At 71.1% G+C, this 26,016-nt stretch carries 22 protein-coding genes and 1 pseudogene; 11 read left to right on the forward strand and 12 right to left on the reverse strand.

The window, feature by feature from the left end:
* Positions 1-18: 18 nt before the first annotated feature.
* The 5 genes from ACZ4N4_RS39515 to ACZ4N4_RS39535 are packed head-to-tail and all read right to left on the reverse strand — an operon-like array spanning position 19 to position 5,821.
* Entirely contained in the window at positions 19-1,542 is a 1,524-nt protein-coding gene (locus ACZ4N4_RS39515) for a sugar ABC transporter ATP-binding protein (RefSeq protein ID WP_467598119.1), read from the reverse strand.
* Positions 1,539-2,558 (reverse strand): ABC transporter permease, encoded by a 1,020-nt coding sequence (locus ACZ4N4_RS39520; protein ID WP_467598121.1) that lies wholly within the window; start codon positions 2,556-2,558, stop codon positions 1,539-1,541. The genes ACZ4N4_RS39515 and ACZ4N4_RS39520 overlap by 4 nt, the downstream gene beginning before the upstream one ends.
* Positions 2,555-3,619, reverse strand: coding sequence for an ABC transporter permease (locus tag ACZ4N4_RS39525; RefSeq protein WP_467598124.1), 1,065 nt, complete (start codon positions 3,617-3,619; stop codon positions 2,555-2,557). The genes ACZ4N4_RS39520 and ACZ4N4_RS39525 overlap by 4 nt, the downstream gene beginning before the upstream one ends.
* Entirely contained in the window at positions 3,616-4,704 is a 1,089-nt protein-coding gene (locus tag ACZ4N4_RS39530; protein ID WP_467598127.1) for a mandelate racemase/muconate lactonizing enzyme family protein, read from the reverse strand. Before ACZ4N4_RS39530 ends, ACZ4N4_RS39525 begins: the two co-directional genes overlap by 4 nt.
* Before the next feature lie 25 nt (positions 4,705-4,729).
* Positions 4,730-5,821 (reverse strand): sugar ABC transporter substrate-binding protein, encoded by a 1,092-nt coding sequence (locus ACZ4N4_RS39535; RefSeq protein ID WP_467598130.1) that lies wholly within the window; start codon positions 5,819-5,821, stop codon positions 4,730-4,732.
* A gap of 230 nt (positions 5,822-6,051) precedes the next feature.
* Here ACZ4N4_RS39535 and ACZ4N4_RS39540 point away from each other — a divergent pair.
* From ACZ4N4_RS39540 to ACZ4N4_RS39555, 4 genes and pseudogenes are all read left to right on the forward strand, one after another.
* Positions 6,052-6,391, forward strand: a pseudogene (locus ACZ4N4_RS39540) (FAD-binding protein); the annotation flags it as partial.
* Between the two features lie 310 nt (positions 6,392-6,701).
* On the forward strand, positions 6,702-7,805 hold the full coding sequence (locus ACZ4N4_RS39545) for a GNAT family N-acetyltransferase (protein WP_467598133.1): 1,104 nt from the start codon (positions 6,702-6,704) through the stop codon (positions 7,803-7,805).
* 187 nt (positions 7,806-7,992) lie between these two features.
* The gene (locus ACZ4N4_RS39550; protein ID WP_453566754.1) at positions 7,993-8,820 is read left to right on the forward strand and encodes a PP2C family protein-serine/threonine phosphatase; all 828 of its coding nucleotides are present in this window, start codon (positions 7,993-7,995) and stop codon (positions 8,818-8,820) included.
* A gap of 188 nt (positions 8,821-9,008) precedes the next feature.
* Positions 9,009-10,022, forward strand: coding sequence for an MASE1 domain-containing protein (locus ACZ4N4_RS39555; RefSeq protein WP_467598137.1), 1,014 nt, complete (start codon positions 9,009-9,011; stop codon positions 10,020-10,022).
* 42 nt (positions 10,023-10,064) lie between these two features.
* Here ACZ4N4_RS39555 and ACZ4N4_RS39560 read toward each other — a convergent pair whose 3' ends face one another.
* Positions 10,065-10,556 (reverse strand): peptidylprolyl isomerase, encoded by a 492-nt coding sequence (locus ACZ4N4_RS39560; RefSeq protein ID WP_453566751.1) that lies wholly within the window; start codon positions 10,554-10,556, stop codon positions 10,065-10,067.
* 134 nt (positions 10,557-10,690) lie between these two features.
* Positions 10,691-11,611 carry an SGNH/GDSL hydrolase family protein gene (locus ACZ4N4_RS39565; protein WP_467598140.1) on the reverse strand — a complete coding sequence of 307 codons (921 nt, stop codon included), beginning with the start codon at positions 11,609-11,611 and terminating at the stop codon, positions 10,691-10,693.
* 284 nt (positions 11,612-11,895) lie between these two features.
* Here ACZ4N4_RS39565 and ACZ4N4_RS39570 point away from each other — a divergent pair, with 284 nt between their 5' ends.
* Both ACZ4N4_RS39570 and ACZ4N4_RS39575 read left to right on the forward strand, forming a co-directional pair.
* Positions 11,896-12,600 (forward strand): SDR family oxidoreductase, encoded by a 705-nt coding sequence (locus ACZ4N4_RS39570; protein WP_467598143.1) that lies wholly within the window; start codon positions 11,896-11,898, stop codon positions 12,598-12,600.
* A gap of 178 nt (positions 12,601-12,778) precedes the next feature.
* Positions 12,779-14,911: a discoidin domain-containing protein gene (locus ACZ4N4_RS39575; protein ID WP_467598146.1), complete on the forward strand. Its 2,133-nt coding sequence runs from the start codon at positions 12,779-12,781 to the stop codon at positions 14,909-14,911.
* Between the two features lie 4 nt (positions 14,912-14,915).
* Here ACZ4N4_RS39575 and ACZ4N4_RS39580 read toward each other — a convergent pair whose 3' ends face one another.
* From ACZ4N4_RS39580 to ACZ4N4_RS39600, 5 genes are all read right to left on the reverse strand, one after another.
* Positions 14,916-16,037: an acyltransferase family protein gene (locus ACZ4N4_RS39580; protein ID WP_467598149.1), complete on the reverse strand. Its 1,122-nt coding sequence runs from the start codon at positions 16,035-16,037 to the stop codon at positions 14,916-14,918.
* A gap of 300 nt (positions 16,038-16,337) precedes the next feature.
* On the reverse strand, positions 16,338-16,823 hold the full coding sequence (locus ACZ4N4_RS39585; RefSeq protein ID WP_467598152.1) for a hypothetical protein: 486 nt from the start codon (positions 16,821-16,823) through the stop codon (positions 16,338-16,340).
* Positions 16,807-17,298 (reverse strand): RNA polymerase sigma factor, encoded by a 492-nt coding sequence (locus ACZ4N4_RS39590; RefSeq protein WP_453566740.1) that lies wholly within the window; start codon positions 17,296-17,298, stop codon positions 16,807-16,809. Before ACZ4N4_RS39590 ends, ACZ4N4_RS39585 begins: the two co-directional genes overlap by 17 nt.
* A gap of 94 nt (positions 17,299-17,392) precedes the next feature.
* Positions 17,393-18,001, reverse strand: a complete 609-nt coding sequence (locus ACZ4N4_RS39595; RefSeq protein WP_467598155.1) for a class F sortase — start codon at positions 17,999-18,001, stop codon at positions 17,393-17,395.
* On the reverse strand, positions 17,998-18,372 hold the full coding sequence (locus ACZ4N4_RS39600) for a sortase-dependent protein (RefSeq protein WP_467598157.1): 375 nt from the start codon (positions 18,370-18,372) through the stop codon (positions 17,998-18,000). The genes ACZ4N4_RS39595 and ACZ4N4_RS39600 overlap by 4 nt, the downstream gene beginning before the upstream one ends.
* A gap of 210 nt (positions 18,373-18,582) precedes the next feature.
* Here ACZ4N4_RS39600 and ACZ4N4_RS39605 point away from each other — a divergent pair, with 210 nt between their 5' ends.
* The 5 genes from ACZ4N4_RS39605 (at position 18,583) to ACZ4N4_RS39625 (ending at position 25,861) form a co-directional block, all read left to right on the forward strand.
* Entirely contained in the window at positions 18,583-19,020 is a 438-nt protein-coding gene (locus ACZ4N4_RS39605; RefSeq protein WP_450756964.1) for a Fur family transcriptional regulator, read from the forward strand.
* Between the two features lie 36 nt (positions 19,021-19,056).
* Positions 19,057-21,249 carry a catalase/peroxidase HPI gene (gene katG / locus ACZ4N4_RS39610; protein WP_467598160.1) on the forward strand — a complete coding sequence of 731 codons (2,193 nt, stop codon included), beginning with the start codon at positions 19,057-19,059 and terminating at the stop codon, positions 21,247-21,249.
* A 304-nt stretch (positions 21,250-21,553) separates the two neighbouring features.
* Positions 21,554-23,260, forward strand: coding sequence for a PHP domain-containing protein (locus ACZ4N4_RS39615; protein ID WP_467598163.1), 1,707 nt, complete (start codon positions 21,554-21,556; stop codon positions 23,258-23,260).
* The gene (locus tag ACZ4N4_RS39620; RefSeq protein ID WP_467598166.1) at positions 23,257-23,856 is read left to right on the forward strand and encodes a hypothetical protein; all 600 of its coding nucleotides are present in this window, start codon (positions 23,257-23,259) and stop codon (positions 23,854-23,856) included. Before ACZ4N4_RS39615 ends, ACZ4N4_RS39620 begins: the two co-directional genes overlap by 4 nt.
* 160 nt (positions 23,857-24,016) lie before the next feature.
* The gene (locus ACZ4N4_RS39625; protein WP_467598168.1) at positions 24,017-25,861 is read left to right on the forward strand and encodes a M1 family metallopeptidase; all 1,845 of its coding nucleotides are present in this window, start codon (positions 24,017-24,019) and stop codon (positions 25,859-25,861) included.
* The last annotated feature ends 155 nt before the right edge of the window (positions 25,862-26,016 follow it).

Below are 26,016 nucleotides of genomic sequence, written 5' to 3' on the forward strand. Positions count from 1 at the left end.
CCCCGGGCGCCCCGCACTTCACGAGCGCACCGGGTCCTGGGCGTGGATCAGGCGGATGATCCGGCCGCTCATCCGCTCGTAGTCACGGTCGTTGTCGAGCTCGCCGCGGACGCGGTGGTCCGTCATGACCACGATCCGGTCGGCGAGGGTGACCATCTCCGCGAGGTCGCTGCTGATCAGCAGGATGGGCAGGCCGGCGCCGGCCAGCTCCCAGATCAGCTCGTGGAAGGCACGCTTGGTACGGACGTCCACGCCCACCGTCGGCTCGTCCACGATCAGCAGCCGGGTGTCGGCGGCCAGCCACTTGGCGAGGCTGACCTTCTGCTGGTTGCCGCCGGAGAGTTCACCGGCGTTCTGCGAGAGGCCGGTGATCCGGATGCCGAGCCGGCCGACGAGGTCCTGGGCGACCGCGCGCTCCTCGGCCGCCGGGACGAACCCGAACGCCCTGGCCAGCCTCCGCCACACCGTCACCGTGATGTTGCGGACGATCGGCTGCTCCAGGAAGACGCCTTCCTCCTTGCGGTTCTCGGTCACGTACCCGATGCCGAACTCGTGCAGCGCCTGACGCGGCGAGGCGATCCGGGCCGGCCTGCCGTGCACCCGCACCTCCCCGCCGGTGACCCGGCCCAGGCCTAGCACCGCCTTGACCAGCTCGCTCCGCCCGGCGCCGACCAGCCCGTACAGACCGACGATCTCCCCGGGCCGTACCGCCAGGCTGATGTCCCGGTGCCCGCCGGCGGTGGCGACCGCGTCCAGCTCCAGGACCGGCGCGGCTGACCGGTCGACCGTGCGCGGGCGCATCTCCGCCGCCGCGTGGGCGCGGCCCACCATGAGGCTCACGATGTCGTCGTGGGTGTGCTCGGCCAGCGGCGCGGACTCCAGCACCGACCTCCCGTCCCGCAGCACGGTGACGGTGTCGCAGACGGCGAACACCTCCTCCAGCTTGTGGCTGACGAACACCACACAGGCGCCGCGTTCGGCCAGCCGCCGGACCACCTCGAACAGGCGCTCCGTCTCCTCGGGGGACAGCGAGGCGGTGGGCTCATCCAGGAGCAGCACCCGGCTCTCGGTGTACAGGGCTTTGGCGATCTCCACCAACTGCTGCTGGGCGACGGACAGTTCACGAACCGGCCGGTCCGGGTCGAGGTCGACGCCCAACTCGGTCAGGCAGCTGAGGGCCGGTTCGGTCATGGCCGCGTGGTCCACCAGCCCGCGGCGCGCGGGCGGCTTCTGCAGGGTGATGTTCTCGGCCACCGAGAAGCCCGGGATCAGGTTGCGTTCCTGGTGGACGACGCCGATGCCGGTGCGGGTCGCCTCCAACGGCGAGCGGAGCTGCACCTGTTCGCCGCACCAGGCGAGGGTGCCGCCGTCGGGGGCGTGCACCCCGGTCAGGACCTTGATGAGGGTGGACTTGCCGGCGCCGTTCTCCCCGAGGAGCGCGTGCACACTGCCGGCGGTGAGCCGCAGCCCCACGCCGTCCAGCGCGCGGACCCCGGGGAAGACCTTGACCAGGTCGCGGCATTCGAGAAGGACCGGATTCACCGCGCACCTCCCGGCCGCGGAGACGGCGTGGTCTTCGCCAGCCGGGTCTGGTGCAGGTGCCCGCCGGCGACCGTGCCGAGCACGACCAGCCCGATCAGGAGGTTCACCCAGCTCGGGTCCAGCGAGAACTGGGCGCGTGCCGCGTCGATGAGCCGGGTCACGAAGGCCGCCAGCACCGTCCCGAACACGGCGATGGAGCCGCCGGTCAGCGCGACACCGCCGATGATCGGCGCCGCGAAGCTCGGTAGCAGCCAGTCACCGCCGACGCTGCGGTTGACGCCGGGCAGCGAGGCGGTCGCCGTCACGGCGGCCACCCCGACCAGCAGTCCGGACAGCGTGTGCGCGACCACGATCTGCCGGTCGGTGGAGATCCCGGACAGCCGGGCGGCCAGTGGATTGCCACCGGCGGCCAGCAGCCGCCGTCCCGCGACCGTCCGGTACACGAACCCGCCCAGCAGGATCGCCGCGACGATCGCCGTGACGAAGACGAGCGGGACGTTCAGCGGCGCCGCCGTGCCGAGGTCGCGCAGGGCCGGTGAGTAGGCGTCGACGGTACGGGTGCCGGTGAGCCGGTACTGGGCGCCGAGGAGGATCGTCATGGTGGCGAGCGTGACGATGAATCCGTTGATCTGCGTGGCCACGATGACGATGCCGGTCACCAGGCCGACGGCGGTCGCCGTCAGCAGGCCCACCGGCACGGCGACCACGGCCGGCACCCCGTGATCGGCCATGAGCACCCCCGTCAGACAGGCGGTGAAGCCGCCCAGGGCGCCGACGGCGAGATTGAGCTGGCCCACGCACAGCGCCACCATCTGCGCCAGACCGATCAGGATGGGCGTGGCCAGGTACTGCAGGAAGACCCGTACCGAGGGGCCCTCGAAGAAGGAGCCCGACGACGCCACCTCCAGCGCCACCGAGCCGGCCACGACGACCAGCAGCAGCATGGCCGTCGTCGTGCGGGAGAACCGGTGCAGCACCGCGGCCGCACGGCTCTGCTGATCGCGGATCGTGCTCATGTGGAGCGCACCACCTTGCGATAGGACACCACGGTGCGGATACGGTCGGCCGACAGGGCAAGGAGGAGGATGCAGCCAAGATAGATGTTGAGGCTTTCCAGGCCGACGCCGAGCAGGTCGAGCCCCTTGCGGATCACACCGACCAGCGCGGTGCCGAGCAGCGTGCCCAGGACGGAGACCACCCCGCCGGTGAGCAGGGTGCCGCCGAGCACCGCGCCCAGGAAGGACGGCAGCATGAAGTCGTCGCCGATGGAGGCGCGGAACGTGCCCGTCCCGGCGGCGGCCATGAAACCGGCGAGCGCCGCGAGCAGCCCGGAGAGGGTGTGGGCCAGCAGGACCCGGCGTCCGGTGGGGATCCCGGACAGCTCCGCGGCGGCCGGGTTCGCCCCGGTGAGCAGCAGTTCCCTGCCGATGCGCGTACAGCCGTACAGGAAACCGAGACCGAGCATGGCGTACACGGTGAACTGGGCCAGCTGCGGGACGGCCGGCGAGCCGCAGACCGGTCCGACGCAGATGTCGGCGAGGGAGTAGGACCGCAGCGCGTCGATGCCGGCCGGGCGGGTGGTGAAGGCGGCGTCCTCGGTGAGGGCCGAGTACAGCAGGGAGACCAGGCCCAGCAGGGCGAAGTCCATCGCCAGCGTGACGACGAAGGAGCTCACCCCGGTGCGGGCGATCAGCCAGCCGGTGACCGCGCCGATCGCCGCACCGGCGGCCAGGCACAGCAACAGCCCGGCCTGCATGGGGAGATGGAGCCGGTCGTAGCCGAGGCCCGCGAACATGGCCCCGAACGCCGCCATCCGCCCCACCGCGAGATTCATGTGTCCCACGGACAGGGCGACCATCTGGGCGAGCGCCACCACGGTCAGCGTGGCGACGTCCCGCAGCAGCGGGAAGAGCACCAGGCGCTGGTCGAGGAAGGCCGGCCGTAGCACGCCGAACAGGACGCCGAGCGCGATGACCAGGACGAGCAGGCCGAGCCGCTGGTTGACCCAGAACGGCATGCGGTGACCGGCTGTCCTCTCCTCCGGGACGGTGTCCGGTGGGCTGACGGACGTCGTCATGCCACCCTCCGGTCGTCGAGGGCGTCCCGGTCCCAGTCGATGCCGATGCCCGGCACGTCCGGCGCCACCGCCATGCCGTCGCGGATGGTGAGCTCGGTCCGGGTCACGGCCCGCAGTTGCGGGATGTACTCCACGTACCGGCCGTTGGGCACCGCGGCGGCCAGGCTGACGTGCAGCTCCATCAGGAAGTGCGGGCAGACCATCACGTTGTGGCTCTCCGCCAGGTGCGCGACCTTCAGCCACGGGGTGATGCCGCCGATCCGGGCGGCGTCCACCTGGACGACGGAGGCGGCACCGGCCTCCAGGTAACTCCGGAACTGTGCCGGCGAGTACATGGACTCGCCGACGGCCACGGGTATCCCGGTGGCCCGGGCGAGCCGGGCGTGCCCGCTGATGTCGTCCGCCGGGAGCGGCTCCTCCAGCCAGTAGGGCGCGTACGGCTCCAGCGCGGCCGCCAGGCGGAGTACCGAGGACGCGGTCTGGGACTGGTTGGCGTCGGTCATGATGTGCAGCGCGGGGCCCACGGCCTCGCGCACGGCGCCCAGTCGCTCCGCGTCCTCGGCGGGGTGCGGCCGGCCCACCTTGATCTTGACGCCCGCCCAGCCCGCCTCCTGGGCCCGCAGGGCGCTCTTCACCAGTTCCTCGGTGCTCAGATGGAGCCAGCCGCCCTCGGTGTCGTAGACCGGGACCTCCTGGCGGTGTCCGCCGGCCAGCCGCCACAGCGGCTCGCCCGCCCGCTTGCAGCGCACGTCCCACAGGGCGGTGTCCACGGCGGCGAGCGCGAGGGAGGTGATGGCTCCGGTGGTGGTCGCCCGGGTCAGCGCGAACAGCCGCTGCCACAGGGCCTCGACGTTGCGGGCGTCCTGCCCGACCAGGGCGTGCAGCAGATGGTCGCGCAGCAGGGCCAGTACGGAGCTGCCGCCGGTGCCGATCGTGTAGGCGTAGCCGGTGCCCGTGAGGCCGTCCGCCGTCTCCAGGTCGACCAGGACGGTCTCCTGCTTGACGAAGGACTGCACCGCGTCGGTACGGTCCGTCTCGACGGCGATGTCGGCCAGCCTGGCGGTCGCGGTCGTGATGAGGGTCATCGATGTCCGTTCTGTGTCGGGGCGGTCAGCCGCACGCGAGGATCTTGTCGGCGAACTCCTGCTTGAGCTGCGCGGTCTTCGTCTGCCGGGCCTTGTCGTAGTCGGCCACGTTGGCCTTGTCGACGACGAACGAGCCGGAGTCCACCTCCACCCCGGGGGCGCGTACGGTGCACTGCTTCGTCTGGAGCAGCGCGAGCGCCCAGACGCCGATCTCGGCCTGGCCCACCGGGTTCTGCACGACGGTGGCCGTGACCGTGCCCTGCCTGATGCCGCTGAGGATCTTGGCGTCGTCGTCGATGGCGATGACCTTCGCCTTCGACCCGGACGACCGGACGGCGTCGGCGGCGGCGACGGCCGGGTTGTAGGCGGTGGCGACGATGCCCGTGATCCGGTCGCCCTTCGCCGCCATCAGGTCGGACACCGCCTTCTGCGCGGTCTGAAGGTCGGTGTCGATGTCGGTGACGGTCTGCAGGAGCCGCACCCTGCCGCCGGACTCCTTGACGGCCCGGGCGACACCCTTGATCCGCAACTGGGTGTTGGCGTCCACGTTGTTGCCGGTCAGATGGACCAGGGTGCCCTTGCCGCCCATGGCCTCGATGGCCGCCTTGGCCGCCTTGTAGGCGGCGAGTTCGACGTTCGTGGAGAGACAGAAGTCGGCCTCGTCGGTGCCGCCCGCCGGACACGAGCCGAGGGAGGCCACCGGGAAGCCCTGCGACTTCAGGTCCCCGAAGGTCGTGTTGATGTCGGTGGGGGAGACCCCGAACACCCCGAAGGCGTTGTAGCCGCGCGCCGCGAGCGTGGACAGCAGGTTGTTCTGCTTCTGCTGGTCCCACTCGGCCGTCTCGTCGAACGTCACGGACCCGAGGCCGTACGTCTTCTTCGCGGCGGCGCCCGCGGTCTTCCAGGGCTGGAAGTAGGGATGCGCGCCGCCGGGCACCAGGGCCACCTCGGTCCCGGAGCCGTCCGCCAACTCGGCACCGCCGCCGGTCCGTTGGGCAGCGGTGGCCCCACCGGCCGCGGGGCCGGGGGCGTTGCGGTAGGTGCAGGCCGCTGCCCCCGCGGCGAGCAGGGCCGCCGTGAGAAGCCCGGGCAGGACGGATCTGGTCGGGAAGTGCATCGCCCACCCCTGCAGAATCAGATAGGAAATTGATGCGGAGATCGTGGGTCAGGGAGATGCGTGCGTCAAGACTTGCGGCAGGAGTTGATTTGATCAGCGGTGATACGGGCGGTGCTCGCCCCGGAATCACCCTCCGCGCCGCCTGAGTGCGTGCCCACCGCGCATCCGCGCCCGAAATCCTATAGGAAATCGCTTGCCCGCGTGATGCCTCTGGCCGTCTTGGAATAGCTGACGTCCAGATCCAGGGCATCCGCAACGCCCGGAGCTGGATCGGCGACTCCCTCAGCCGTACGGCGCCGATCCACCGGATCCTGGACTCCGGCGCCGGCCCGCTGATCGCCGTCCGGCTCGACATCCTCACCCGCAAGACCCTGGGCGGTCTGCAGACCGATCTCTCCGGACGCGTGCTGAACAGCGACGGCTCGCCGGTGCCCGGCCTGTACGCCGCCGGTGAGGTCGCCGGCTTCGGTGGCGGCGGGGTGCCGCTCGCTGGAGGGCTCCTTCCTCGGCGGCTGCCTCTTCTCGGGCCGCCGGGCGGGCCGGGCGGCGGCCGCGGCGACGGCGACCTGACGGAAAGCACCGGGAAAGTCCGAGTCACCCCACCCCCATCCCGCCGCGACAGTGGCACTCTTGACAGCGTGCGTACTGTTTCGCGACGTTTGAGCGACACCTCCGGACCGGCGACCGCGTCGCCGGTCGCGGACCGAAGGTGTACGGCGGGGAACAGGAGCTGTTCGTAGCAACGGCGGAACGCGGAATCCGCGTTATGGGGGGGAGTGGTCGCCCATGCGATCCAGAGGCCAGTGCAGAGGCCCGTCCGGGAGTCGGTCCCGGAGTCATGCGCCACGCACCTCGTCAACCGAAGGGCGGTTGATCTGAGGTGGACATCACGATCCACAGACCCGGCGAGCTGACCCAGTCGCTCTGCCGGGCCTGGCACCATGCGATGGACGAGTCACCGGAGTACGCCAATCCCTTTCTGGCCCCGGAGTTCACGATCGGGGTAGGCAGACACCGCGGGGGCGTCCGGGTCGCGGTCCTGCGCGACGCCGGCGAACCCGTCGGCTTCTTCCCCTTCGAACGCAACGCCCTCGGGGTGGGCCGGGCCATCGGCCTCGGCCTCTCCGACTGCCAGGCGCTGGTGCACCGGCCCGGAGTCACCTGGGACGCCCAGGAACTGCTGAGCGCGTGCGGGATGTCCATCTTCGAGTTCGACCATCTGGTCGCCGAGCAGAGACCGTTCGCCGGCCATGTCACCGGCACCTTCGCCTCGCCGGTGATCGACGTCAAACCCGGCGACGGCGGCTACCCCGAGTGGCTGCGCGCCACCTACCCCGGTCTGGCGAAGACCACGCTGAAGAAGGAACGGCGCCTCGGGCGCGACATCGGCGACCTGCGCTTCGAGTTCGACGAGCGCGACCCGGCGGCCCTGCGCACCCTGATGCGCTGGAAGTCCGCCCAGTACCGGCGGACCGGGCGCATGGACCGCTTCGCCCGCCCCTGGATCGTCGACCTAGTGGACCACCTCTTCCATGTCCGCGCGGAGCACTTCACCGGTGTGCTCTCCGTGCTCTACGCGGGCGACCGCCCGGTGGCCGCGCACTTCGGGCCGCGCTCGGGCACCGTACTGGCCGCCTGGTTCACCGCCTACGACCCCGAACTGCACTACTACTCACCCGGGTTGATGATGCATCTGCGCACCGCCGAGGGCGCGGCGCGCGGCGGTGTGACCCTCGTCGACCTCGGGCGCGGGGACAAGGAGTACAAGGACTGGCTCAAGACCCGCGAACTGCGGGTGGGTGAGGGGTTCGTCACCCGCATCCATCCGGTGGCCGCCGCGCACCGGATGTGGCGCCGCCCGGTCCGCGGGCTGCGCAACACCGTCCTCGCCCATCCCCGGCTGCGTGAGCCGGCGGACCGGCTGCTCAAGACGGTCGGCACGCTGCGCGCCTCGCGCCGCCCGGACGGGATCCACCAGGGGTGAACCCCCCGTCCGGACCGCGAGCCCGCCCCGCCCGCCGGGCCGTCCCGTGGTCAGGACGGCGACGGCCGGCCGTGCCCGGCCGTCGCCGGTGCGGCCGACCCGCCGCCCGCCATTCGCACTATGATCCTGTAAAGGTGAAATCCAAGGGTTTGCCCTGGAAAGGCTGCCGCCCCGGCCGGAGTGATCCATGCCCCGCAAGCGCTCCATGGACGACGACGAGCTGCTGGTCAGACTCAGGTCGCTCACCGCCCAGGCGCGCGAGCGGGCCGAGTACCAGCGTTCCCAGGTCGAGCTGGCCGTCGCCCTGCAGCGCGGCATGCTGCCCCGGGACCTGCCCGACACCCCCCGCTTCCACCTGGCCGTCCGGTACGCGCCCGCCACCTACGGGCTCAACGTGGGCGGCGACTGGTACGACGCCTTCACCCTTCCCGACGGCCGTATCGGCCTGTCCATCGGCGACGTCCAGGGCCACAACATCGAGGCGGCCGCCTTCATGGGCCAGGTCAGGGCGGGGTTGCGGGCGCTCGCCTCGGTTACCAGCGAGCCGGGCGAACTGCTGGCCCGCACCAACGACCTGCTGGTCTCCCTGGGCAACGACCTCTTCGCCACCTGCACGTTCATGCGGCTCGACCCGGAGACCGGGGTGCTGGAGAGTGCCCGGGCCGGTCACATCCCCTTCGTCTGGGCGACCGCGGACGGAAAGTCCGGGGTCGGGGAGGACGAGGGCGGCCCGCCGCTGGGCATCGAACCCGGCTTCGAGTACCCGGTGTCCCGGTTCCGCCTCACCACCGGGGGCATGTTCGTGCTGCTCACGGACGGGGTGGTGGAAGGGCCGTCGATGAGCGTCGAGGAGGGCCTCGACCAGGTGGTGCGGCTCGCCGGCATCGCCGCCGTCGCCGGCCTGGAAGCACACTCCCTGGCCGCCGCCGTGATCAAGGGCGCGGAACAGGTGGGCCACGAGGACGACGCCGCGGTCCTGGTCGTGGGCCACGACAGCCTCGACCGCACGGCGTGATGAGCTTTCGGTCGGGGGCCGCGGCGGTCACGAGCGCCCGCCGTGAAGACAGACCCTCGTCCTCGCCCTCCGGCGGAACGGCCGTGGGCCGGGCGCCCCGGCTGCAAGGGGCGTGGGTGAGCGGTGTCGGCCCGGCGTTTCAGCCGTAGGCGGCCCCCGCCTCGCCGACCCGGCCGCCTCGGTGTCTGATGGCTGCTGTGGTGGGTATCCAGGATCCGCGCCGACCGGCCGTCTACGCCCTCCGGACGCTGGCCGTCGCCGCCTGCTACTACGCGTCCGGGCAGCTCGGCCTGATGCGCCGGCTCTCCGTCGAGGGCGCGGTCGTCACCCCCGTCTACCCGCCGACCGGTGTGGCGCTGGCCTGTCTGCTGGTCTTCGGCCTGGGCTGCTGGCCAGCCATCACGCTCGGGTGCTTCTTCCTCGTCCTGTCACTCACCGTGCCCGGCCCCGAGGTGGTGGTCCTCCTCGTCGCCAACACGGCCGCACCCGTGTGGGCGTACCTCATGCTGCGCCGGGTCGGCTTCCGGACCGAGCTGAGCCGGCTGCGGGACGGCCTCGCCCTGGTGTTCCTCGGGGCGCTCACCGCCATGCTGCTCAGCGCCACCGTCGACGCGGCTCTGCTGGTCGTCGCCGGCAAGCTCGCCGCGGACGATTTCTGGCCGGTCTGGCTGGCGTGGTGGGTCGGCGACGCGATGGGCGTCCTGCTCGTCACCCCGGTCCTGCTGGTGCTGCTCGGCGCCCGCCGGCCTCTGCCGCTCGGCCGCTGGAAGGAGGCACTGGCCCTCACGGTCGTCACCGCCGTCGTGGTACCGGCGGCCACGCACAGCACCCTGAGCGCGCTCTTCCTCGTCTACCCCGTGCTGATCTGGGCCGCCCTGCGGTTCCGGCTGGCGGGGAGCATGCTGTGCGCCCTGTTCACGTCGGTCGTGGCCACCGTCGCCGCGACGGACCACGTCGGCGCGTTCGCCGGCCTGTCGCGTGTCGAGGTGATGCTGAAACTGCAGTCCTTCAACGGCTCCATGGCCCTGACCGCGCTGCTGCTGTCGGCGGTGATCACCGAGCAGCGCAATACGCGGCTCTCCGTCGAGGAGGCCTGCCAGGAACTGGCCGAGGCCCTGGAACACCTCACCGCGCACGATCACCCGGCCGGCCGTGCCCCGCCGGAGGCCGAGAAACCCCGGCGCGCGCGGGACAAACGGTGACCGGGCGGTCGCCCGGTCACCGTTCGGCTGTGGGGGCCTTTGTCAGACGGTGCCGCTGGCCGTGATCTCGATCTTGGCCTTCGGCGTACCGCTGGAGGTGCCGTAGCCCTCGATCTTGTCGACGATGTCCGAACCCTCGACGACCTCGCCGAAGACCACGTGCTTGCCGTCCAGCCACGGGGTGAGGACGGTGGTGACGAAGAACTGCGAGCCGTTGGTGTGCGGGCCCGCGTTGGCCATGCTCAGCAGGTACTTGCGGTCGTGCTTGAGCTGGAAGTTCTCGTCCTGGAACTTCTCGCCGTAGATGCTCTTGCCGCCGGTGCCGTCACCGCGGGTGAAGTCACCGCCCTGGAGCATGAACTGGGGGATGACCCGGTGGAACCCCGAACCGGCGTAGCCGAAGCCGTTCTGCCCGGTGGCGAGCTCACGGAAGTTGCGGGCCGTCTTCGGGACCACGTCGTCGAACAGGTTGAACACGATCCGGCCGGCCGGCTCGTTGTTGATCGAGATGTCGAAATAAACGTTGTCGCTCATGAAGGCCAACCTATCGCGAACCGTCCCCCGGTCCCTTCCACGGGGGCGGACAGGCCGTGGTGTCGGACCGTCCGAGCCGCCCGGGCGCCGGCACCCCCGTGGAACGCGGCACCCGAGCCGCTGCCGACCAGCTGCTAGTACCGCCTGCCCAGCCGCTCCAGCACCGCCCCGGCCATGGCCGCCTCGCCCTTGGCGTTGGGGTGTGCGGGAGCTGCCGGCGAGGTCGGCTGGAGGGGCTCGATCCAGCGGTCGGCGGGGGCCTTGCACATGTCGTGGCCGACGGTCGGGCCGTAGGTGTCCACGTACCGGGCGCCGTTCCACGCGGCGACCAGGCGCAGCATGAGGTTCAGCCGCTTGCCGACGTCCCGGAGGTAGGGGAAGTCCTTGGCGGCGAAGGGCACCGTCGGATAGCAGCCGCTGCCGTCGTCGGGCAGCAGGTCGGGGTAGCCGACGACCAGGATCCGGGCGTGCGGGGCCCGGGCGCGGACGGCCCGCAGCACCTTGTCGACCTTGGGTGCGGTCTGCGCGATCCTGACCGTCAGCTGGTCGGTGCCGGAGGCGTTGTAGTACCGCTGGCAGGGGTTGCCCGTCAGGTCCGTGGCACTGAGCGTCGCGCAGGTGCCGATGATGGAGCTGAACCCGATGTCGTTGCCGCCTATCTGGACCGTCACCAGGTCGGTGTCCCGCTGGACGGCGTCGAGCTGAGGGCCGTTGGTGCCCTGCGCCTTCCACATCTCCGCGGTCGTGGCACCGCCGCAGCTCACGTCCTTGAAGGCGCTGACGTGCCGCGCCGCCGCCACCAGCGAGGGGTAGTTGTGGTCGGAGCGGGCGCAGTTGGCGTCGACCTGCGTCGGGATGACGGGGCCCGAGGTGTAGGAGTCGCCGAGCGCCGCATAGCTGGTGCCGCGGTCGTGGCCACCGTGGTGGCCGCCGTCGTGTGCCGCGGCCGGTGTCGTGGACGCGGCCACCAGGGCGCAGCCGCCCAGCGCCGCGGCCACGGTGGCCTTCCGCCGGTGCCGTCTCGCCGAACCGTCGGACGAGATGCCGTACGCCATGAAGATCCCCCCTGGAACCGGGACGCGCGCGGAACCGGTCCCGACGGGTGGTCCGCACGCGTGTGTCGGGGGTCTGTATACCGCCCGGTAGGAGCCCGGAGCCAGAGGTGGGACGCAACGAACTGGATCGAGTAACCAGCCCTGCCCGTAAGGGAGTCCGATGCGGCCGGGGGCCGGACGTCACCCCCGGCGATTGAAGTGGGAAACCGATCGGTTTACGATGGCCGCAGTCGTCGGAAACCGATCGGTTTCCGACTGTGACCCCAGTCTGGAGTGTGAGTGTCATGACCGCGATCAAGGACTCCGTCGTCCTCGTCACCGGCGGCAGCCGGGGCGTCGGAAAGGCGCTGGTGGAGGAGTTGTACGCGCGCGGCGCCGGCAAGGTCTACGCCACCGCCCGCGACCCGCGCTCCGTCACCCACCCCGACGCGGTGGCGCTGGCGCTGGAGGTCACCGACCCCGCCTCCGTGGCCGCGGTCGCCGAGCAGGCCCAGGACGTCACCGTCCTGGTCAACAACGCGGGGGTCGCCACCGGCACCCGCTTCCTGACCTCCTCGCTCGACGACATCCGCCACGAGTTCGAGATCAACTTCTTCGGGCCGCTGCTGCTCACCCGCGCCTTCGTCCCGCTGATCGAGCGCAACGGCGGCGGTCACGTCCTGAACGTCCACTCGGTGCTGTCCTGGTTCGCCGAGGGCGGCGCCTACAGCGCCTCCAAGGCGGCGTTCTGGTCGCAGACCAACAGCCTGCGCCTGGCGCTCCAGCCGCGGGGCATCGGCGTCACCGGCCTGCACATGGGGTACGTCGACACCGACATGGCGGCTCACGTCGACGCGCCCAAGACGAGCCCGCAGGACATCGCGGCGGCGGCCCTCGACGGTGTCGAGTCGGACGCCTTCGAGGTGCTCGCCGACGACCTCACCCGCTGGGTCAAGGGCGCCCTGTCCGGCGACCCCGCCGCCATGTACGAGCGACTCGCCGCCCGGTGACCTGATCCCCCCGACCGCCCGTCGGCCTCCCTCCGCCCGGTCGCGGAGGGGCGGTCGTCGAAAATATTCCGGTGCCGAAGGGTTGTCGCCCGGTTGCCTCATCACTTAAATCAAATCCTGAACTAAGCACGGAGGCGTGCCCGTCGGGCACGTCCGTGCCCATCTCAGGGAGCCGCTGATGAGACTGAGATCCCTGGGCGTAGCGCTCGCCGCCATGGCGGCGCTGCTCGCCCTGCCCACCGTGCACGCCCCGGCGGCCCAAGCCGTCGACACCCCCCTGTCCCAGGGGAAGACGGCCACGGCCTCCTCCGAGGAGAACGCCGGGACCGCTGCGGCGAACGCGGTCGACGGCAACACCGGCACCCGCTGGTCGTCCGCCTTCACCGACGACCAGTGGCTCCAGGTCGACCTCGGCGCCACCGCCACGGTCACCCAGGTGGTCCTCAACTGGGAGACCGCCTACGGCAAGGACTACAAGGTCCAGATCTCCGCGAACGGCAGCAGCTGGACCGACCTCACGTCGGTCACCGGCGGGGACGGCGGCACCGACACCCTCGCCGTCTCCGGCCAGGGCCGTTACGTCCGGATGCAGGGCGTGCACCGGGCCACCCAGTACGGCTACTCGCTCTGGGAGTTCCAGGTCTTCGGCACCACCACCGGCACGCCCCCGGTCCAGGGCGGCGGCGACCTCGGCCCCAACGTGATCGTCGTCGACCCGTCCACGCCGAACCTCCAGCAGAAGTTCGACTCCGTCTTCGCCCAGCAGGAGTCGGCCCAGTTCGGCAGCGGCCGCTACCAGTTCCTGCTCAAGCCGGGCACCTACAACGGCATCAACGCCCAGATCGGCTTCTACACCTCGATCTCCGGCCTCGGTCTCAACCCCGACGACACCCAGATCAACGGTGATGTCACGGTCGACGCCGGCTGGTTCAACGGCAACGCCACCCAGAACTTCTGGCGTTCGGCGGAGAACCTCGCCATCACGCCGTCGAACGGGACGGACCGCTGGGCCGTGGCTCAGGCGGCCCCCTTCCGTCGCATCCACGTCAAGGGCGGCCTCAACCTGGCGCCGAACGGCTACGGCTGGGCCTCGGGCGGCTACATCGCCGACTCGAAGATCGACGGCACGGTCGGCCCGTACTCCCAGCAGCAGTGGTACACCCGCGACAGTTCGGTCGGCGGCTGGACCAACGGCGTCTGGAACATGACCTTCTCCGGAGTCCAGGGCGCACCCGCGACCAACTTCGACTCCGGTCCGTACACCACGCTGGACACCACCCCGGTCTCGCGCGAGAAGCCGTTCCTGTACCTGGACGGCAGCACCTACAAGGTCTTCGTCCCGGCGAAGCGCACCAACGCCCGGGGCGTCTCCTGGCCGGCGAACGCGGGCACCTCGCTGCCGCTGGACCAGTTCTACGTCGTCAAGGCCGGCGCCACCGCCGCCACCATCAACCAGGCCCTCGCCCAGGGTCTCAACCTGCTCTTCACCCCGGGCGTCTACCACCTCAACCAGACCATCAACGTCACCCGCGCCAACACCGTCGTCCTCGGCCTGGGCCTGGCCACCCTGGTTCCTGACAACGGCATCGACGCCATGCACGTGGCCGACGTCGACGGCGTGAAGCTCGCCGGGTTCCTCATCGACGCGGGCTCGGTCAACTCCGACACGCTGCTGCGGATCGGCGACCCCGGTTCCACCGCCGACCACTCCGCCAACCCGACCAGCATGCAGGACGTGTTCGTCCGCGTCGGCGGTGCCGGACCCGGCCTCGCGACCAACTCCGTGGTCGTCAACAGCAACAACGTCATCATCGACCACACCTGGCTCTGGCGCGCCGACCACGGCAGCGGGGTCGGCTGGGACACCAACCGCGCCGACTACGGCCTCCGGGTCAACGGCAACGACGTCCTCGCCACCGGCCTGTTCGTCGAGCACTTCAACAAGTACGACGTCTACTGGAACGGCCAGCGGGGCCGCACGATCTTCTTCCAGAACGAGAAGGCCTACGACGCCCCGAACGCCGCCGCCATCACCCACGACGGCGTCGTCGGTTACGCGGCCTACAAGGTCGCCGACACCGTGACCAGCCACGAGGCATGGGGTCTCGGCAGCTACTGCAACTACACGTCCGACCCGTCGATCGTGCAGTCCAACGGTTTCCAGGTGCCGACCGGCTCGGGCATCAAGATGCACGACCTGCTGGTGATCTCCCTGGGTGGCATGGGCCAGTACGCCCACGTCGTCAACACCACGGGAGCGCCGACCTCGGGGACCAGCACGGTGCCCTCGAAGGTGACGCAGTTCCCGTAGCCGGCTAGGCCGCCGTCCGCCGGGCCGGGCGCCGCAGCAGCAGCCGTCGCGCGGGCCGCTCCACTCCTTCGCAGAGGAGCCAGGACAGGCCCAGCGACACGGCGAACGCGACGGTGGCGGCGGCCGCCCCGGTGAGCAGGCCGAAGCGTGGGCGGGTGCCGAGCAGGTGGGTGCCCGTCCGCAGCACCAGCAGATGGACCATGTAGAACGCGAACGACAGCTCGCCGAGGCGCACCAGCCACCGGCGCCGCCACAGCGAGGGGAGCCCGCGCAGGTCCGCGAGGGCGGCCGCCGGGATGAGCAGTGCGAAACCCGTGATGGTGCACGCGGTGGCCGCGTACTCGTCGGTGAACTGCGGGACCAGGAAGTAGCCGATGATCGCCAGCGCGAGCGAGGCCTCCAGACCGGGGCCGCGCCAGCGGCCGAGCAGCACCAGCCGCGCGGCGGTCGCGCCGAGCACGAACTCGGGCAGCCGGGCCGCCGGGAAGGAGCTGATCGGCTGGTCCCACCAGTGGTGGGCGTCCGTCCAGGCCAGCACCAGCACCGCGAGGACGGACAGCGCGGCCAGCAGCCTGGCGCCCCGCACGTCCAGCCGGCGCAGCACCAGGGCCAGCAGCGGGAAGGCGGCGTAGAAGAAGGCCTCGCAGGCCAGCGACCAGCTGACCGGGTCCAGTGTCTGCCACCAGGGCCGCCACCAGGAGTGCACCAGGAAGACGTCGGCCACGCCCTGCGGCAGGGTCGGCCTCGGCTGGCGGGGCAGCGTGAGGGCCATCACCAGGGCGACGGCGGCGGTCACCAGGTGCACCGGATAGACCCGGGCGACACGCCGCCACCAGAAACGCCCCGCCCGGTCACCCGGCCGCGCGGACCACATCAGCACGAACCCCGACAGCACGAAGAAGAACGACACCCCTGACGCGCCGGCCTCGAATCCCCAGGACATGAAGCGGGCGCCGGTTCCGCCGAAGTAACGGAAGTTGTGCACGTGCAGTCCGAAGACCAGCAGCGCGGCCATCCATCTCAGGCCGGTGAGAGACGGCAGCGAGGGGGCGGGGGCGGACGGCTGGGGACGGGAGGGTGGCGCGGCGGCCGGACTGGTCAGAGGGGCCTTGGTCGCCGTCGTCATCAGGTCACCTGCCGGAGGGTTCGCGCGTGGAGCATGGAACGGAGCGTTGCCCGTTCCACACCTTTCATTCCGGCCTCGTACGAAACATCACACCAACGCCGAGCAGCGGCCTCGGCCAAACGGGCCGTAGCGGCCGGATGGGCGGTGCGACCCTACCCGGACGGCCGACACGGACCACGGCCCTCGCGGGGCGTCGTACCCCCCGCCCCGACGCCCTGGCCCGCGCGTTCGCAGGACAGGCGGCGCGCCGAAACACGGGGGCACGAACGGGTGATGTGGCCCTTCGTCATGTTGACGCCGCTAGGACGGGGAGGGTGTGGCGTCGGCGCTCCGCCGGCCCTCGGTGGGCGTGACCCGCACCGCCGACGGAGCCGTCGACGGCCCACGGGTGGGCACCTGTGTGGTGCGGCTCTGTCCGGGCGCGGTGCTGGGGCTCGGTGGTCCGGGCGTGGTGCTGGGGCTCGGTGACGGGCTGCGGGGCGCCGGAGACGCCGGGACGCGGTGCGGGGCCGTGGGGCTGACGGCCGGCGGTGCGAGGGGGACCCGCGGGGACACCGGCGCCGAGGGCGCCGTCAGACGCATCGGCAGGGCCACCAGGAGGGCGACGGCACAGGTCACCCCCGCCCCGGCCGCAGCACGCACCAGCCGGCGGCGGCCCGCGGCGCGCCGGATCTCCTCGTACCGGCCCGGCGGCGGGCCCAGATAGGCGGCCGGCGGCCGCAGCACGACGGTGAGGGGGTCGTCGGGGCCGTCGAACTCCGGCTCCTCGTCAAAGCGTGTGGTCAAGGCTTCTCCTCAGATGGCCGCGGAGCAGTTCACGGGCCGCGTGCAGATCGGCCTTGACGGTTCCCTCCTTGCGCCCGGTCAGCTCGGACACCTCCCGGATCGGCATGTCAGCGTAGTAGTGCAGCAGGATCGGAACGCGCAGTCGCTCGGGCAGCGACTGCACCAGCAGCCGTACCGAGGGGTCCGCCTGCTCGGCGTGCGGGCGGGTCGCGGCCTCCGAGCCGACGCGGCGTACGGTCCGGCGCTCGCGTTCCAGCTTGCGCCAGTGGTCCCGGACGAGATTGGCCGCGGTGACGTAGAGGAACCCGCGGGGCTCCTCCACCGACGTCCACCGGGCCCACAGCCGGGTGAACGCCTCCGAGGCGATCTCGTGCGCCGTCTCGTCGTCGTCGACCAGACGGCGGCACCAGCCGGCCAGGCGCGGGTACAGGGCGGCGAAGAGCTCGGACGCCGCCTTGTCACGGGACCGTTTCAACGTTCTCCAGGTTCGAAGGGCTCGTCGGGGACGATGAGGAGGATGCGGAACCGGTTCGCCACGTTCCACCGGTCCCGCATCCGTGTCCGCCGGGTCAGGCTGTCGTGCCGGTCAGCGTGGCGAAGACGATCACGTTGTCGAGGTAGCCGTCGCCGCCCCGCGGGCCGCCGCAGGTGATCAGCCGCAGCTCCGGGCGGTCCACGTCCCCGTACACGTCCTTGGTCGGGAACTCGGCCTTGGCGACCGTACGCACCTCGTCGACGGTGAACACCGCCGACCGGCCGTTCTCCAGACGCGCCACGGCCTGCTCGCCCCGGTGCAGCTCCGCGAGCCGGCGGAAGACGCCGTCACCGTAGGAGCCGACCGTGACATGGCCGAGGATCACCGACGGGCCGACCTGCCCCGGGGTGGGGGAGTGGCGGTACCAGCCGGCCTGGTCGTGCGCGGTGATCGGCGGCACCTGCACCGTGCCGTCGGACGCCAGCCCCAGCCGCAGCAGCGGGGTGTCGACGGCGATCGCCGGGATGCGCAGCCGGACCGGCACGGAACGCCCGAGCGCGGTCGGCGTGGCGGACGGCGAGGGCGCCGGCGGCTCCTCACGGTGGACGGTGGTGGCCGTCGAGTGGGCCGCCTGCCCCGCACAGCCCGCCAGCAGCGAGGCCGTCGCGACGGTGACGAAGGCGCGCCTGGAGAGCGAGGTCATGCCCCGGTCGCCCGGCGGCGACGCACGGCGAAGACCACGGCGCCCGCGGCGAGCGCCGCCGCCGCGCCGCCGCCGATCAGCGCGCTCTCGGTCCCGGAGTCCGACGACGGCTCCGCCACGCCGGTGTCGGGCGCGCCCTGGGGCACGGCCGCGACCTGGCCCCGGTCCCGGGCGGGCGCGGGCGTGGCGGCCCGGGTGGGCTCGGCGGACGGGGCCTGGGACGGGACGGCGGAGGGTTCCGCGGAGGCGGCGGCGGACGGGGCCACGGTGGGGACCGGGCTCGGGCTGGTGCCGTCGGCGAACGCGGGCACGGTGCCGGCCAGGACGGCGGTGCAGGCGAGTGCCGTGGCGGTCAGGACGGTTCGGCGCATGGAGACGCTCTCTTTCGTCGGCCCGCGGTGGTCAGGGCGGGCTGAGTAACAGGTCGAGCGGAGAGACGACCCGGCACCGGCGCGGGTTGTAAAGAGATGGCAAAGCCCGCGGACGGGTGGTGGCCGAGGCGCGGGGTTGTTCGCTTCGCCACCAAACTTGAACGGTTTGTTTTCTTGAATCACTCGTGTTTATGAGGATAGGTTGGCGTCATGACCGCATCCCAGCCTCCGACCACCGCCGACGAGCTGCGTGGTGCCGGCCTGCGGGTGACGGCCGCCCGCGTCGCGCTGCTGGAGACCGTCCGCGCCGGCGACCACCTCGACGTCGAAAGGGTCGCCTCGGGCGTCCGCGAGCGTGTAGGCCACATATCGCTTCAAGCCGTGTACGACGCGCTGCACGCGCTCACCACGGCAGGACTCATACGTCGTATCGAACCGGCCGGCAGCCCGGCCCGGTTCGAGGGGCGCGTCGGCGACAACCACCACCACGTTCTGTGCAGGTCGTGCGGTGCCGTCGCCGATGTCGACTGCGCGGTCGGCGAAGCCCCGTGCCTGACCGCCTCGGACGATCACGGCTTCGCCATCGACGAGGCCGAGGTCATCTACTGGGGCCTGTGCCCCGCCTGCTCCACCGTCAGTAATTCCTGAGTACGTCGATCCGCCCCTTCCGGAAGGATTTCCCCCATGTCCGAGACCCAGGAGAACGCCGCGGGCAAGTGCCCGGTCGCGCACGACCGTGCCCCGCACCCCACCCAGGGCGGCGGCAATCGCCAGTGGTGGCCCGAGGGACTCAACCTGAAGATCCTTGCCAAGAACCCCGCCGTCGCGAACCCGCTCGACGAGGGTTTCGACTATGCCGAGGCGTTCCAGGGCCTTGATCTCGCGGCGGTGAAACGGGACATCGCGGAGGTGCTGACCACCTCGCAGGACTGGTGGCCGGCCGACTTCGGCAACTACGGCCCGCTGATGATCCGGATGGCCTGGCACAGCGCGGGCACCTACCGCATCTCCGACGGCCGCGGCGGCGCCGGCGCCGGCCAGCAGCGCTTCGCCCCGCTCAACAGCTGGCCGGACAACGGCAACCTCGACAAGGCCCGCCGGCTGCTGTGGCCGGTCAAGAAGAAGTACGGCCAGGCCATCTCCTGGGCCGACCTGATGATCCTCACCGGCAACGTGGCCCTGGAGTCGATGGGCTTCGAGACCTTCGGCTTCGCCGGCGGCCGCGAGGACGTCTGGGAGCCGGAGGACGACGTCTACTGGGGTCCCGAGAAGGTCTGGCTGGACGACCAGCGCTACACCGGTGACCGTGACCTGGAGAGCCCGCTGGGCGCCGTCCAGATGGGCCTCATCTACGTCAACCCGGAGGGCCCCAACGGCAACCCGGACCCGATCGCCGCGGCCCGCGACATCCGTGAGACCTTCCGCCGCATGGCGATGAACGACGAGGAGACCGTCGCCCTCATCGCCGGTGGCCACACCTTCGGCAAGACGCACGGTGCCGGCCCCGCGGAGAACGTGGGTGCCGAGCCCGAGGGCGCGCCGATCGAGCAGCAGGGTCTCGGCTGGAAGAGCACCTACGGCACCGGCAAGGGCGGCGACGCGATCACCAGCGGTCTGGAGGTCACCTGGACCACCAAGCCCACCCGGTGGAGCAACGACTTCTTCGACATCCTCTTCGGCTACGAGTGGGAGCTCAGCGAGTCCCCGGCCGGCGCGAAGCAGTGGGTCGCCAAGGACGCCGAGGCGATCATCCCCGACGCGCACGACCCGTCGAAGAAGCGTCTGCCCACGATGCTCACCACCGACCTGTCGCTGCGTTTCGACCCGATCTACGAGTCCATCTCCCGCCGGTTCCACGAGAACCCGCAGGAGTTCGCGGACGCCTTCGCCCGCGCCTGGTACAAGCTGACCCACCGTGACATGGGCCCGAAGTCCCTGTACCTCGGCCCGGAGGTCCCGGCGGAGACCCTGCTGTGGCAGGACCCGCTGCCGGCGGCCGAGGGCGAGGTCATCGACGCCGCCGACGTCGCGGCCCTCAAGGCCAAGCTCCTCGACTCGGGCCTGACGGTCTCGCAGCTGGTCTCCACCGCCTGGGCGTCGGCGTCGACGTTCCGCGGCAGCGACAAGCGCGGCGGCGCCAACGGCGCCCGCATCCGCCTGGAGCCGCAGCGCGGCTGGGAGGTCAACGACCCCGACGAGCTGGCCCAGGTGCTGCGCGTCCTGGAGGGCGTCCAGCAGGAGTTCAACTCCGGTGCCAGGAAGGTCTCCCTGGCCGACCTGATCGTCCTCGGCGGCGCCGCCGCAGTGGAGAAGGCCGCCAAGGACGGCGGCGTCGACATCGAGGTGCCCTTCACCGCGGGCCGGGTCGACGCGACCGACGAGCACACGGACGCCGAGTCCTTCGCGGCCCTGGAGCCGACGGCCGACGGCTTCCGGAACTACCTCGGCAAGGGCAACCGCCTGCCGGCCGAGTACCTGCTCCTGGACCGCGCCAACCTGCTCGGCCTGAGCGCCCCCGAACTGACCGTCCTGGTCGGCGGTCTGCGGGTGCTGGGTGCCAACCAGGGTGGATCGAAGCACGGTGTCCTCACCGCGACCCCGGGTGTGCTGACCAACGACTTCTTCGCCAACCTGCTCGACTACGGCACGGAGTGGAAGTCGACCTCCGAGGACCAGACCACGTTCGAGGGCCGCGACCTGGCCACCGGCGAGGTCAAGTGGACCGGCACCCGTGCCGACCTGGTCTTCGGCTCCAACTCCGAGCTGCGCGCGGTCGCCGAGGTCTACGCCAGCGACGACGCCAAGGAGAAGTTCGTGAAGGACTTCGTCGCCGCCTGGACGAAGGTCGCCAACGCGGACCGGTTCGACCTGGTCTGATATCGGCGGGTCTGATCCCGGCGAAGCCCGGCGTCTGACGCCCGGGCCGGCCTCACCGGCCGGCCCGGGCGGCTTTGTGCGTGCAGTTCCGCGGCCGGTTTTGCGTCCACGGCGGTGCTTTTACGCCCGCGTGCAGTGGTCTACGTCCGCGTGCACCTTTTTGCGTGCCAACTCCCCGTAGTTTGCTGCACATCAGCGGTTCTTTACCTCACCATGACCTCGACTCCCGTTGTTCACGCGACCTTCGCAGACTCTGCACGTCCTGGAGTCACCCCCCAGCCCGACGGCCCGCGGGAGTTCGCGCATGAGCCACGGTCACAGTCACGACCACGGTCATCATCACCACCATCACCACCACACGGACGGCGACGCCTCCTCGCTGCCGCCCGCCCTCGATCTGTCGGTCCCCGACGAGGAGCTGACGCCCGGTCAGCTCTCCCGCCGCTCGATGCTGCGCCGCACCGGTCTGCTCGGCGCGGGCCTCGCGGCCGGCAGTGTCCTCGCCGGCGCGGGTCAGGCCGCCGCCTCGGTCTCCTCCTCCCACTCCCGGAGCGGGCGCTCCGGCGACTTCCTGTGGCTGGCAGGCGACCACCACATCCACACCCAGTACAGCTCGGACGCCAAGTACCGGGTCGTCGACCACGTCCGCCAGGCCAACGCGCACGGCCTGGACTGGATGGTCATCACCGACCACGGCAGCGAGCAGCACGCCAAGATCGGTGTGGAGAAGGTCAACCCGGACATCGTCGCGGCCCGTGACGAGATCGACGACACGCTGGTCTTCCAGGGCCTGGAGTGGAACATCCCGGCCGCCGAGCACGGCACCGTCTTCGTCCACCCCGGCAAGAACGAGGTCGCCGTCCTCAAGGAGTTCGAGAACTCCTTCGACGGTTCGGTCAAGGGCGCCTCCGCCAACACCCCGGCCAACGAGGCGCTGGCCATCTCCGGCCTCAACTTCCTCGCCGAGCAGGTGCAGCGCCGCAAGGTCAGGGACGCCCTGTTCCTCGCCAACCACCCGGCGCGCAAGGGCATCGACTCCCCGCACGAGATCCGTGGCTGGCGCGACGCCCAGCCGTCGATCGCCGTCGGCATGGAGGGCGCCCCCGGCCACCAGGCGGGCGGCCTGCCCAAGCCGAACGGCCCCGGCTCCGCGCGCGGCATCTACGACAACAGCCCGAGCGCGGACTCCTTCGGCGGCTACCCGCTGGAGAGCTACCGCACCTGGGGCGGCTTCGACTGGATGACCGCCACCGTCGGCGGCCTCTGGGACAGCCTGCTCGCCGAGGGCAAGCCCTGGTGGATCACCGCCAACTCCGACTCCCACAACGTGTACGCCGACACCGCGGTGCGCGGCCCCAACAGCGACTTCAACGCCAACGGCCGCTACAACGACCCGGTCTACGGTGGCAGTGTCAGCCTCACCGACACCGACTTCTGGCCCGGCCAGTACTCCCGTACCCACGTCGGTGCCGCTTCCTTCTCCTACAAGTCGGTCATGGACGGCATCCGGGCCGGCCGGGTCTGGGTCGACCACGGCGGCCTGATCAGCGGCCTGAACGCCCAGCTGCGCTCCGGCTCCCGCGCGGTCACCCTCGGCGGCGTGCTCCAGGTCCGCAGGGGCAGCCAGGTCGACCTGGTCATCGAGATCAGCCTCGCCAACGGCCCCAACTGGGCGCAGTTCGTGCCGGCCCTGGCCCGCGTCGACGTCATCCAGGGCGATGTCACCGGCAAGGTGAGCGACAAGGACACCTTCGCCACCCCCGCCACCAAGGTCGTGAAGTCCTTCGAGGTCAACAAGGCCACCGGGGCCGTCCGGCTGACGTACTCCCTCGGCCGCCTCGACAAGCCGGTGTACGTGCGGCTGCGCGGCACCGACGGAAACCGCTCGGCGGTCGGCATCCACGGTGCCGCGGTGGACCCGGCGGGGCCGGCCATCGACGTCCTCGGCGACGCCGACCCGTGGAAGGACCTGTGGTTCTACTCCAACCCGATGTGGGTCCTGCCCGCATGACCTCCCGGCACCACGCCGCCGGCGTCCACCCCGTCATCGGGGTGGACGCCGGCACGGCGACCCTGCGCGAGGCGGACCATCTGATCCACAAGCTGCTGGGCCGACTGGCGCTCCCGGACGGCGTGTTCGCCTGCACCCACCTGCACCGCACCGACGAGCGCCGGGGTACGGCGGTGTCGCTGGCGGTCCCGGACCCGGAGGCGGTGTGGCAGGAACTGCTGACGGCGCTCCCCGAGGGCACCGGCCTGGCCCTGGCGGACCGCATCCACGGCCCGGGCGACGCGGCGGACAGCGCCCGCCGGGCGGCCGCCGCACCCCGCACCTCCGGCAGGGCGGTCGTCTACCCGGGCGTGCGGCACCTCACCGGCACGGTCACCGCGGGCGCGATCCTCGACCGCACCGCCGTCGAACGCCTGGTGGTGCTCGGTGCACCGGCCGCCGAACTCCCGCCCACCGCACGGATCCTGACGCAGGACCACGTACGCCCGGAGTGGCGCGACGGCGTCCTCACCCTGGCCCTGGTCCCGGCGGCGGGCGGCCTGCTGGCCCCGTTCGAGGTCCCCAACCCCACCCCGTGCTGCGCGGACCATATCTGACGCGCGGGTTATCCCTTAGTGACATGGCCTGGTCAATTCTGTCAGGCTTCGGACTCGCACCACTCGTAACGCGTGACCTGTGACCGCTCCCCGGCGCACCCCAGCCGGACCGGCGGTCACCGAGCAGACCGGGATCCCGGTCGCCGCAAAGGAGTTTCGTGTGAGATCGACCCCCCACAAGGCCTTCGTCACCAGTGCGTTGGCCGTCGCGGCGCTGGCCGCGGCCCTGCTCCCCGGCAGCACGGCGTCGGCCGCCGAGGAGGCGGCCTGCACTCCGACCCAAGTGGTCGCCAACGGCGGCCTGGAAAGCGGCACTTCGTCCTGGACCCAGTCCTCGACCAGTGTGATCACCAGCCGCACCGGGCAGAGCGCCCACGGCGGCACGAGCTTCGCCTGGCTCGACGGCGTCGGCAGCACGCACACCGACACGCTCTCCCAGAGCGTCACGATCCCGTCCGGGTGCAGCAGCGCCACCCTCACCTTCTGGCTGCACATCGACACCGCCGAGACGACCTCGTCCACCGCGTACGACAAGCTCACGGCGAAGATCGGCAGCACGACCCTGGCGACGTACTCGAACCTGAACAGGGCCACCGGCTACGTCCAGAAGTCGTTCGACGTGTCGGCGTTCGCGGGCCAGACCGTGAGCCTCGCCTTCACCGGCACCGAGGACTCCAGCCTCCAGACGAGCTTCGTCCTGGACGACATCGCCCTCAACACCTCCGGCGACACCACCCCGCCGGCCGACTCGACGCGCACGCCGGCCGCCCCGTCGTACACCGTGAGTCTCAGCAGCAACACCGCCGGCACCGTCTGGACCGGACACGAGAGCACGACCTTCACCAACGCCTCGGCCACCCCGCTCACCGAGGTGTACCTGCGGCTGTGGGACAACTACCACGGCACCTGCTCCGCGCCGCCGATCACGGTCACCAATGTCACCGGCGGTACCGCGGGCGCCCTCTCGGTGGCCTGCACGGCCCTCCAGATCGCGCTGCCGACCCCGCTGGCGCAGGGCCAGTCGACCACGATCGGCTTCGACCTGGGGATCACCGTCCCGAGCGGCGCCGACCGGTTCGGCCACGACGGCGCCTTCAGCATGATCGGCAACGCGCTGCCGGTCCTCGCGGTCAAGGACGGCTCGGGCTGGCACCTGGACCCGTACACGAACAACGGCGAGTCCTTCTACTCCCTGGCCGCCGACTTCAAGGTGACCCTCGACCACCCGACCACCCTGCTGGTCCCGGCCACCGGCACCTCGGTCGACACCCCCGGCACCAGCGGACGCACGGTCACCACGGCCACCGCGTCCAAGGTCCGCGACTTCGCGTGGGCGGCGGGCCCGTTCACCAAGATCTCGGGCACCTCGACGGCGGGCACCCCGATCAACATCTACTCGGTCTCGGGCATCAGTTCGTCCAGCGCGCAGTCGATGCTCACCACCGCGAAGACCGCGGTCGACGCCCACGCGGGCCGCTTCGGCGCCTACCCGTACGGCGAGCTGGACGCCGTCATCGACAACAACTTCTGGTTCGGCGGCATGGAGTACCCCGGCTTCGTCCTCGACCTGGTCAGCACCACGGCGCTCACCCATGAGATCGGCCACCAGTGGTTCTACGGCATCGTCGGCGACGACGAGTACAACAGCCCCTGGCTGGACGAGGCGTTCACCGACTACGCCACCGACCTGGCCCTGGGCAGCACCGGCACGAACTGCTGGAACAGCGTCTCCTGGGCCTCGTCCGCGGAGAACATCACCAACTCGATGGCCTACTGGGACGCCCACTCGTCCCGCTACTCCACCGTCGTCTACGGCTACGGCAAGTGCGCCCTGCACGATCTGCGCCGCACCCTGGGTGACACCGTGATGGCCAAACTCCTGAGGGACTACGCCACTTCGCACTGGTACGGCGTCTCGACCACGGCCGAGTTCAAGGCCGCCGCGCAGGCCGCCACGACCACGGACCTGACGTCGTTCTGGGCCACCCACCGCATCATCGGCTGATCGCACACCTTCCCGTAAGCCCGGGCGTGGGACGGCCGTCGGTCAAGGCCGTGCCACACCCCGGTTGTTCCCGGTCCCTGCGAGCCACGACGGCCGCGGACGGAGGGCCGCAACAAACCCCTCGTCTTTCTTTTTTTTTTTCCCGCGAGCCCTAT

The organism is Streptomyces sp. NPDC026538 (genome assembly GCF_055567535.1).